The organism is Polyangium sp. 6x1 (genome assembly GCF_029946515.1).
GTDB lineage: Bacteria > Myxococcota_A > Polyangia > Polyangiales > Polyangiaceae > Polyangium.
Map to the genome: position 1 here is coordinate 62,444 of NZ_JARZHH010000061.1, position 9,394 is coordinate 71,837.

The window sequence follows — 9,394 nt, forward strand, 5'->3', positions numbered from 1 at the left end:
GCTTCAGGGCCGACCGGAGCCCCCCTAGTAGGGAAGCGGCGGGGGATCGAGACGCTCTTCTTCCTCGTCCTCGCCTTGCCCCGTGCGCTGCGGTTTGTCGTTGAGGGGTACTTCGATCACGAAGTTTTGCCCCACGGGACCACCGAGCCACGTCGTGCGCGCCAGCGTGGACGCGCGAGGCGACGCGAGCTGGAAGCGCGGCGCGTCCTCCGTCGCCACGTGAAGCTCCAGCATCGCGTCACACGCGCCGCGCGTCAGCGTGTCGACCGCCGCCTTGAGGACCGCGCGGTTCGAACCGCCCGGCAAAAACGAGATGTACTCGTCGTACTTCAGCGGCCCGAGCTTGATCTTGAACCGCCCCGTCCCGTCGTAGACCCATCGGCCGATCGTCAGGCTCTCGCCGAGCTGATGGTTCGCCACGCCCATCTTGTTGCGCAGCGGTTTTTCCAGCAGCGTCCAGTGCCCGACGAACTGCTCGATGTCCACGCCCATGCTGCCGAAGATGTCCTTCAGCACCACCTCGAGCCCACGCGCGCTCCGGGACTTCGTCGCGAGCAGCGGCGCATAACGCAGGTAAAGGAACCGGTGCAGCGGGCTCTTGTGGTCGCGGAATCCATCGACGCCCGCCGCGCAGAGCAGGCGCCGCGTGAACGGATCGTCGCCCTTCTTCCGGTAGCCGACCGAGTGCCGGTACTTCGTGAACGCCCGGTAAAACAGCGACAGCAGGCGATGGTTGAAGACGTCGAGGAACTCGCGCTTCGGCTGCGGACCCCCCTGGTAGTCCTCCTGCGCGAGGTCCTCGACGTAGTACGTCGGCAGCGGCGAGACCGAGCCGTAGAGCCCGAGGAAGCCCGCCGTGATGCGCGCGCGCTCGACCTCGTCGGGGTACTTCGTGGACTTGAGCTCGCTCACGTCCGTCGAAGCGAAGATCAGGCTCGTGTCCGCGCGCAGGCGGATGCGCTCGGTCGCGACGGGCCCGAGCTGCCCCACGGGCGCGCTGCCCGGGAAGAGGCGCTCGAGGATGTAGACGAGCCGGAAGAACGAGTAGCGCCGCGCGCTATGCTCGAGCTCGGCCATCTTGGCCGCGATCATTGCCTTCGCCTGCCGCTCCGGATCGGGCGGCGGCGCGAAGGCGGCGTCGGGTTTCGGCCCGCCGCTCAGATCAGGTTCAAGCTGCCGCTCTTCGGCTCCCATCGATAAACCACGCGCGTATTGGTGCCGGTGACGCTGAGCTGCGTGAAGGAGTTCAGCGAGACGTACGCCGCGAGCATCTCGTTCAAGATGCTCGCGAACAGGTACATCTCGCCTTCACCCGCGAAGCCCCCCTCGTCGAGCTCGACCTCCGTCGCCACGCCGCGCACGGGCGCGCCGCGGTACAGCCGATCCGTGGGGCGGACGCGGATCGACTTGATCGCCTGCATGCGGAGCTGGTTCGCCCGCGCCGCCTGACGATCGACGAGCGCGGGGAAGTTGTAGATCTCGAGCACCGACCGGAGCACGTCGAGCTCCGTGATCGATCGATAACTCATCGCCATGTGCGAGAGCACGCGCCACTGAAGCTCGCGGCCCATCGGCGGAGGCAAGGGCGCGGTCACGCCCGTGACGTTCGTGAAGCTCGCGACCGCGGGCGACGTCGCCGTCGGTACGCGCAGATCGCCGACCTTGAGCTGCGCCGGCAAGCGCCGGTTCGTGCACGTCGCCTCGATGCTGATGACGTCGAACTCCGGGATCGCCGCGCCGTCCTGCGCCGAGCCGAACGAGACGTAGAGGTCGACGCCGTCGCCGATCGACGCGGGCTTGATGTGCGTCTGGTAGAAGACGCCACGCGCCGCGGCGTCGGGATCGAGCTCGTGCTCGAACGAGAAGAACGGCGGGATCTTCACGCGCTGGCTCGTGCGCCGCGCGATGCCGATCACGCTCTCGATGCTGTAGAGCTCGTACGCGACGGGCGTCGAGCCGGCGGGCCGCGCGAGGTACTCGTACTTGCTCGGATCGGGCTTGATCGGATCACTCGAGTGCTCGAACAGGTTCACGACCGGCGAGCAGAAGAGCCGGAAGTTCTCCTTCGAGAGGCGCGTCCCTGCGGGCAGGCCGTCCTTGAACTGGATCAGGATCGAGAACCTGTCCGAGAGTTTGTCCGCGGGCATCGCCTCGAGGCCCACGACCTCGAAGAACGCGAACTTCTGCGGGAGCGTGAAGTACTCCTGGAGCAGCCGGAAGCCCGCGTAAACCGTGGGCGGGTAGGGGATCAGCGCCTCGTCCTCGTCGAACCCGACGAGTTTTACGTTGCGCGCGGGCAAGGTCGCGAGCGTCGTGTCGCGCCCCGCGGCGTCGACCGAGCAGAGCGCGATGGAGTCGACGTGCGCGCCGAGCCAGACGCGGACGTCGTCCTGCAGCCGCCGTTCGCCGTGGATGTAGAAGCGGATCTTCGAGAGCGCGAGCGCCGCGAGCGCCGCGCCGCCCGTCACCTTCACCTCGATCCGGAGCGACTGCGCGAGCTGCGCGCCCGTCTCGACGCGCACGTCCTCCACGGTGAGCGGCAGGAGCTCCACGTCCTGCGTGGTGCGGAAACGACACGAAATACCGTCGACGGGCACGGAGCCGACCTCGGCGTGCCGCGCGACGATGAGTTTTTCGCGGACCACGTTCGGCAGCGGCGTGAACTCCACGATCGACGTCGCCGGGATCTGCCGCAGGTAGTGCGGGAAGAGCAGCGACGCGACCGAGTGGATGACCTCGGGCAGCTCGTCATCGAGCTTTTGCCGGATCTTCCCCGTGAGGAACGCGACGCCTTCGAGCAGCCGTTCGACGTCCGGATCTGCCCCGCGCTCCGCGAGCATCGGCGCGATCGCGGGGTACGCCTGCGCGAACTCACGCCCGAGCTCGCGCAGGTAGGATAGCTCGTCCTGGTAGTACTTGTTGAACATGGGGCCCGACGCCGAACAGTCGACCGTTCCGCAGAGGTAGTGTCAACGTTCGTGAAGAGTTTCGCGCCTCCGCAACCGGTCAGCCGATCTTGACGTTACCGCTCCCATCCACGGAGGTGCTGAACCGAAGCCCCGAACGTCGTCCGTCCGGGTAGTGCAGCTGCCCCGTGATCTCGAACTCGAGGTACATGGTCCCCAAGACCTCGTTCTTGATGTGCCGGACCTGAACGTTCTTCAGGCGCGGCTCGTATTGCTGAATGCTGTTCTTGATGGCGCGCTGCACGATCCCGACCGCGTCGGGGAAGTCGTGCAGCATCTCCGACACCTCGATCAGCCCATAATCCGGGCACGTGAGCGAGCTGCCCTGCCGCGTGTTCAGCATCCGCGCGAGGTGGGCGATCACCGCCTGCTCGAGATCCTGATCCTTCCACGTATGCCTCTCCAGCGAATGCGGGTTGGCCGCGTGGGCGATGCGCGTGAGCAGCGAGGCCGCCATGCTGGCCATTCTACCCCCCGCCCCGCTCGACCAGAAGCCCCCAAACCCCGCGCCGCGCCGCCCGTCCTCGAAAGGGCTCGTCCGCACTGTATCAAAGGTCACGTGTCCTCGCGTTGGGGGGCGCTTTCGGGGTTCGGGGCCGCAGATCGTGCGAGGGGGGGCTACAGGGAATTTTCGTGGCAGGCGCCTTGCGTGATACGAAATGAGGCGTGAAGCCGTCTCTTCAAGACCGCTGGGACCAAGCGAAAACGGCACGTCGCGGGAGCCTCGCCGCCTTGGCGCTGGGGATCGCCTCCTCGATGGGCTGCGGCGCCGCGCCCGAGCAGCCGCACCTCGAGGCCAAGACGCGTGAGCAGACGCCGATCGCCGTTTGCACGCAGAAGCTCTCTCCGCTCCGCGGAGGCCGCGGCAAGGCCGTGGTCCGCACGCTGGAGCCCGATCAGTGGGCCGAGATCGCGTTCCCCGGGTTCAACGCGGACAAGGGGTTGAACCCGACGGACGTCGACTGCACGGGCCACTACGCGTTCGCGAACGAGTCGCTCCGCGGCGGCATCTCGGAGAAGGGCTGGCCGCGCAAGCTCGACGTCGAGGAGGTCGACGTCCGCTCCGGTCCGAACGGCCTGCGCACGCTCTGGTACCGCGTGCTGAAGTTCGAGAACGGCGACGAAGGCGGCCCGATCCTCCTCGCGCGCGCCGTCGACGATCGCGCCGAGATCTACGCGATCGGCAGCTTCCGCGGGCCCGCGAAGTCGCAGATCACGCCGGTCCGTCTCGGCGACGACAACCTCGTCGTGGCGGAGGCGAAGCGCTGCCCCGATCCGGACGACTGTCGCAAACAGGCGCACATGTTCCTCGCGCGCCGCGGCCGCTTGATCGAGGCCGCGAAGGTCGACATCGAGCGCGTGCAGGTGCTCCCGTCGGTCACCGAGCGCGGCCTCTACGCGCGCTACCAGCTTCGAACGGACGTCAGCTACAAGCCGAACGGGATCCAGCTCCTCGAGCAGGTGAAGGTGAGCATCATCCACTACGAGGATCCGAACCGCGACAGCGACCGCGCGCTCCGCAAGGTCGAGTTCTCGCGCTTCCTCAAGGTGGAGCGCGACGCGCTGTTCTCCTCGAACGACCCGCTCTGGGAGCGCGTCGTCGGCCAGGACTAGGGTTCAGGAAAGAAAAACCGTTGGTGCTCCAAACTTCGGAGGGCCAACGGTTCGAGACGGAAAGGAAACGCCCCGCCGAAGCGGGGCGTTCGCCATTTCACCAGCAGAAGATCGCGTTGCCGTAGCCGCAGGAGGGGCGCTGGAGGAGCGCGTAGGCGCCGCCGACGAGCAGGCCGCTGAAGAAGCCCGCGAACGTGCCGGCGATGATCTGGTTCGACGTCTCGTAGGGGAGGGCGGCCGTGCCGAACTCGTCCGTCGCGCCGGACTCGACGCCGCGGCCGACCGACGTGAGGACCGAGGCGATGAGCGGCACGCCGATGTTGCCGATGAACGAGCCCGCATTGAAGCGGCCCTTCGAGAACTTGATCGTGTCGACGAGGAAGATGCCCGTGCCGACGCCCGTCGCGCCCCACGACGCGAAGGCATGCGTCGAGGGACCGCCGAACGTCTCGCAGCCCGAGTCCGTGTTCGCGACGAGCGTCTGATCCACGGTGCAGCCGGGGCGCGGATACTGGAGGGCGTTGCGGATGGGGCCGTCGACGAGGAACGTCGCGGCGGCCATCGTCATCGCCGGGGCGAACATCGAGAAGTGCCAGCGGCCCTTCCAGCCGACCGTCGACTCCGGGTCGCTGTAGTACACGCGCGGCATGAGAAAGACCGTGCCGGCGCCGACCCCGAGGCTGACGTGGCTCACCGTGCCCCACGTCTCATCGCGCGGGGCGATGGCCGGGACGGTCTGGGCGGATGCCTCCGTGCAGTAGAGCCAGGAGGCTGAGACGAGGCCCAACGTGGCCAGAACGATCTCCCTGATACGCATTCGGATGAGCCTTCCGTATCCGCGCCCCGCGATGGGGGCGCGGCTCATCGTTTGATCTGGTTCGGCGAGAGGGTGAAGCGGCCGCGGTTCTTCGCGCCCGCATCGCCGGTGGCTTTGTCGTCATCCCCGGCGGTCGCAGCGTACGCGCGAGAGAACTGCGGGCCAAAAATAATCAGGAAGGTCTCTTTCTGTTCTCCAGCGTAGTCGCCGTGGACGACTTCGTAGAGCTTCCAGAGAGCTTCGAATTTGTTCGAGAATAGGCCGCCCCTCTTGCCGCGACGCTCGAGCTCCTCCTCGATCGTCTTCGGCGACAGCTTCGTGAGCAGCGAGCGCACGCCTTCCATCACGCCGTTGATGAGCGCGACCTGGTGGCTCATCACGTCGACGAAGATGTCCTGGAGCTGCCGCGGCGCGTCCGGTCCGCCTTGCGGGCCGAGCAGCACGTTGCCGAGCTCCTTCTCGTCCTTCGCGGAGGCCACGCGATCGTTCTCGTCCGGCGTCACCTCGCGGGCCAGCATCTCGGCCTCGAACTCCTGGTAGCCGTTCCGCAGGCTCACGAAACACTTGAGGAAGACTTCCATCGCGTCGCGAAGCTTGCGGCCGAACGTCAAGACGCTCTCGACGTCCTCGATCGGCTTCGCGCCCGGCGCGAGCGTGCGCGAGAGCTCGATCATCGCGGCGTGCGCGGCCTGCGCGGGGCTCGGCTCGCCGAGCATGCGCGGATCGACGCCGTAGTACTGCGAGAGCTTCTGGAAGTCCTGCTCGGCCGCGATCGTCGGCTGCTCCATCGCGACGCGCTTCAGATAGTTCTGGCGCACCTCGGGCGAGAGCCGCGGCAGGTGATCGTAGATCACGCGATAGACCCCGCCCCAGGACGCGCGGTAGGCCTCCACGTAGGGCTGGAGCTGCCGCACGTAGGCGTCCTCGGCGCCGGGCGTGATCGGCTTCTGTTGCTGCCTCCAGGACGCGGCGGCGTTGCCGGATTGCTCCTGGGCGAAGTCGAGCACGGTCCCGTCCTTCGGGGCCTCGCGCTTCTTCGGCGCGGCGTCGATGAGCTGCATCCGCATCACGATCGGGCCGATGGTCAGCTCCGGCGTGCTCGTGACGTCGGTCGGCGTGTCGCGCGTGAGGCGACGACCCGCGAACACGGTGCCGTTCGTCGAGCCGAGATCCTTGACGATGATCTGCCGGTCGCGGACGTCGATGGCGAGGTGGAACTGCGAGACGTACGGCCGATCGATGTGCAGGTCGTTGAGCTGGTTTCTGCCGATGCGGATGGGGAAGCGCTCGAATGTGACGTCGAAGCTTTGATTGGCCTGGGTATCGATGACCCGGGCCACGAGCGCCAGCGGCATGGGTGCGAGACTAGCAGACAGTGTCCCTGGACCAGAAGTAGCGGGCGACGATCCCGCGAAGCCTCTTCCGATCCAGCGCGGGCCACCTCGGTCGGGTGCGTCGCGCCGTTCGCGGGCCCAGCCGGGCGCCGGACCGCTTTTTTGACACCTTTACCTACATCATGCGACCCTGGCCGACATGAGCCTCCTCCACAGGATTCCGCCCCTCGTCTCGGCCCTTGCATTCGGGTACGGCGTGGGGATGAGCGCGCCGGACGCGGCCCTGGCGCCGGTGCAGGCCGCCGTGGTGGCGGTCGCCGCGCCCACGCCGGGCTCGCCTCGTCCTGAGGCCGCCATGGCGCCGCTCGTGGTGGATCCTTCGCGGGCGCCGCTGCGGGGCGAGCCTTCGCGGGGCGGCGTGAGGGCGGCGCAGATGGGCGGGCCGGAGTCGCAGCAGCTCGGCAGGTTGCGCGAGGTCGAGCTGCGGGAGGCGATGCGGGGCGAGCAGTCCTCGCTCGATCGGCCGATGTACTCGCGTTCGCCGCGGCGGAGCTCGGATGCGGCAGCAGGGGAGGGGGCCGAGGTCGACGATCTCGACGTGGCGGGCGCGGAGGCGCTCTCGCGGCTGCAGCTGCCGGATCTGAAGGTGTCGATCACGCGGCGCACGTTGAAGTACGTCCGCTTTTTCACGCGGACCGATCGGGGCCGCGGGATGTTCGAGACCTGGCTGAAGCGCAGCGGCCGGTTCCAGGACCTCGTGCAGGGGGAGCTGCGCGAGTGGCGTTTGCCCGAGGATCTGATCTGGCTCGCGATGATCGAGAGCGGGTTCGACGCGCGGGCGAAGTCGCCGGCGGGCGCGGTGGGGCTCTGGCAGTTCATGCCCGCGACGGGCGCGGTGTACGGGCTCGAGCAAAACAAGCACGTCGACCAGCGGAAAAACCCGAAGCTCGCGACGCGCGCGGCGGCCCACCACCTGCGCGATCTCTACATGCGCTTCGGCAACTGGGATCTCGCGCTCGCGGCCTACAACATGGGCTACGAGCAGCTGCTCGACAGGATCGATCGGTACGGCACGGCCGACTTCAACGAGCTCGCGCGGCAGGAGGCGCTGCCCACGGAGACGGCGACGTACGTCCCGAAGATCGCGGCGGCGGCGCTCGTCGCGAACAACCTGGAGCGGTTCGGCTTTGATCAGGTCGAGCTCGCGCGTCCCGTCGACGCCGCCGAAATCGCGGCGCCGCCCGGTTTGTCGCTGAAGACCCTCGCGAAGGCGGCGGGCGTGCCGCTGAAGACGGTGCGGCAGCTCAATCCGGATCTGCTCGGTGACAGGCTGCCGCCGGGGCGAGGCGACTTCCTCGTGAACGTGCCGGCCGAATCGCTGTCGCGCGCGCACACGATGTTGCCCGTCCTTTTGCAGACCGAGCCGATCGTGACGGAGGACGCGTCCGTTCTCGATCCGGTCGATCTCATCGGCGGGCGCGATTTCGTGCGTCGCCGCGCGGCGACGCGGGACAACGACAGCCTGCTCTCGCTCCTGCCCTCGTACAAGAAGCGGCGCGCGCTCCGCGATCCGGTCGAGGAGCTCGCGGCGCAGGCCGGCGTGAGCAACGACGCGGACGACGACGAGGGCGATGAGGAGCCGTTCCGGCCGCGCAAGAAGCGCGCGGGTCGAAAGACGTTGCTTTACAAGGTGGGTCCTGGCGACACGCTCATCGGCATCGCGCGTCAATTCGCGATGGATGTGGATGACGTGGCGCGGGAAAACCGCCTCGGCGAAGAGGACAAACTCCGCGCAGGATCCATTTTGAGGCTCCACGTCAAGCCCGGCGTGCTCGGCGCGCTCGATCTCGGCGCGGCCGAGGGAGGTGAGGCGGGCGCCAAGGCCGAAGAGGCGCAGCGTCGCATCATCGATCCCGGCACCCACGCGAACGCGAGCGCGAGCAAAGATAAGGACAAGGGTCCTTCCGACGCGGCGCGCGGTACCGAGAAGACGGACGCGCAAAAGGGTCGCAGCGAAGCTAGGAAAGGATCGCGGGGCCGATCGCGCGGATGACGTCGGGCCCCGGGTCCCTGTAGGATGCCCGGGCCATGATGCTCGTCGAAGCCAAATCCATCATCAAGCGGCTCACCAAAGTCTGCACCGCTGCGCTCGAGGCGGCGGTCGTCCAATGCGTCAATGCACGGCATTACGAGGTGACGGTCGAGCACTTGCTGCTCTCGCTCCTCGACGACGCGAACTCCGACATCGCGTTCATCGTGATGCACTACGACCTGGATCCCGCGCGCCTGCGGCAGGCCCTGCAGAGGAGCCTCTCGGATTTGCGCACGGGCAACGCCGGCAAGCCCGTCTTCTCCCCGACGATGCTCGAGTGGATGCAGGACGCGTTCGTCGTCGGGTCGATGGAGTACGGCTACACGAAGGTGCGCAGCGGCGCGCTCTTCGCGCGTCTCGTCAACCAGCCGACGCGCTACTCGATGAGCGGCATCGGCTCGCTGCTCGAGGGCATCTCCCGCGAGGACGTCAAGAACAACCTCCCCAAGATCATCTCGGGATCGAAGGAGGACGCGGAGACGGCGCCGGGCGGGGCCGCGGGCGCGGCGGGCGGCGCGGCGGGCCCCGGTGGGCTGCCGCAGGGCGCGGCGAGCGCGTCGGCGGATTCGAC

8 protein-coding genes are annotated in these 9,394 nt (G+C 67.8%); 3 read left to right on the plus strand and 5 right to left on the minus strand.

The window, feature by feature from the left end; translation table 11 throughout:
* Window positions 1–24: 24 nt before the first annotated feature.
* From tssG to tssE, 3 genes are all read right to left on the minus strand, one after another.
* A complete protein-coding gene (gene tssG / locus QHF85_RS38315; protein WP_281332379.1) occupies window positions 25–1,194 on the minus strand; it encodes a type VI secretion system baseplate subunit TssG in 1,170 nt (389 codons plus the stop codon).
* Window positions 1,158–2,927: a type VI secretion system baseplate subunit TssF gene (gene tssF / locus QHF85_RS38320; protein WP_281332380.1), complete on the minus strand. Its 1,770-nt coding sequence runs from the start codon at window positions 2,925–2,927 to the stop codon at window positions 1,158–1,160. Before tssF ends, tssG begins: the two co-directional genes overlap by 37 nt.
* Before the next feature lie 79 nt (window positions 2,928–3,006).
* Window positions 3,007–3,423, minus strand: a complete 417-nt coding sequence (gene tssE, locus QHF85_RS38325; RefSeq protein WP_281332381.1) for a type VI secretion system baseplate subunit TssE — start codon at window positions 3,421–3,423, stop codon at window positions 3,007–3,009.
* Between the two features lie 209 nt (window positions 3,424–3,632).
* Here tssE and QHF85_RS38330 point away from each other — a divergent pair, with 209 nt between their 5' ends.
* The gene (locus QHF85_RS38330) at window positions 3,633–4,580 is read left to right on the plus strand and encodes a hypothetical protein (RefSeq protein WP_281332382.1); all 948 of its coding nucleotides are present in this window, start codon (window positions 3,633–3,635) and stop codon (window positions 4,578–4,580) included.
* A 97-nt stretch (window positions 4,581–4,677) separates the two neighbouring features.
* Here the strand turns inward: QHF85_RS38330 and QHF85_RS38335 are convergent, their stop codons facing one another.
* Both QHF85_RS38335 and QHF85_RS38340 read right to left on the minus strand, forming a co-directional pair.
* Window positions 4,678–5,397, minus strand: coding sequence for a hypothetical protein (locus tag QHF85_RS38335; RefSeq protein ID WP_281332383.1), 720 nt, complete (start codon window positions 5,395–5,397; stop codon window positions 4,678–4,680).
* Between the two features lie 44 nt (window positions 5,398–5,441).
* A complete protein-coding gene (locus QHF85_RS38340; RefSeq protein ID WP_281332384.1) occupies window positions 5,442–6,752 on the minus strand; it encodes a type VI secretion system-associated FHA domain protein in 1,311 nt (436 codons plus the stop codon).
* Between the two features lie 178 nt (window positions 6,753–6,930).
* Between QHF85_RS38340 and QHF85_RS38345 the strand changes: the two genes are divergently transcribed.
* The gene (locus QHF85_RS38345; protein ID WP_281332385.1) at window positions 6,931–8,784 is read left to right on the plus strand and encodes a lytic transglycosylase domain-containing protein; all 1,854 of its coding nucleotides are present in this window, start codon (window positions 6,931–6,933) and stop codon (window positions 8,782–8,784) included.
* A 35-nt stretch (window positions 8,785–8,819) separates the two neighbouring features.
* A partial coding sequence (locus QHF85_RS38350; RefSeq protein ID WP_281332386.1) for a Clp protease N-terminal domain-containing protein occupies window positions 8,820–9,394 on the plus strand: 575 nt, incomplete at its 3' end.

What these genes read in the sequence shown, in the direction of transcription:
- QHF85_RS38340 (WP_281332384.1), bottom strand. Translation starts at nt 6,752, where the DNA reads ATGCCGCTGGCGCTCGTGGCCCGGGTCATCGATACCCAGGCCAATCAA.
- tssF (WP_281332380.1), bottom strand. Translation starts at nt 2,927, where the DNA reads ATGTTCAACAAGTACTACCAGGACGAGCTATCCTACCTGCGCGAGCTC.
- QHF85_RS38335 (WP_281332383.1), bottom strand. Translation starts at nt 5,397, where the DNA reads ATGCGTATCAGGGAGATCGTTCTGGCCACGTTGGGCCTCGTCTCAGCC.
- QHF85_RS38345 (WP_281332385.1), top strand. Translation starts at nt 6,931, where the DNA reads ATGAGCCTCCTCCACAGGATTCCGCCCCTCGTCTCGGCCCTTGCATTC.
- tssG (WP_281332379.1), bottom strand. Translation starts at nt 1,194, where the DNA reads ATGGGAGCCGAAGAGCGGCAGCTTGAACCTGATCTGAGCGGCGGGCCG.
- tssE (WP_281332381.1), bottom strand. Translation starts at nt 3,423, where the DNA reads ATGGCGGCCTCGCTGCTCACGCGCATCGCCCACGCGGCCAACCCGCAT.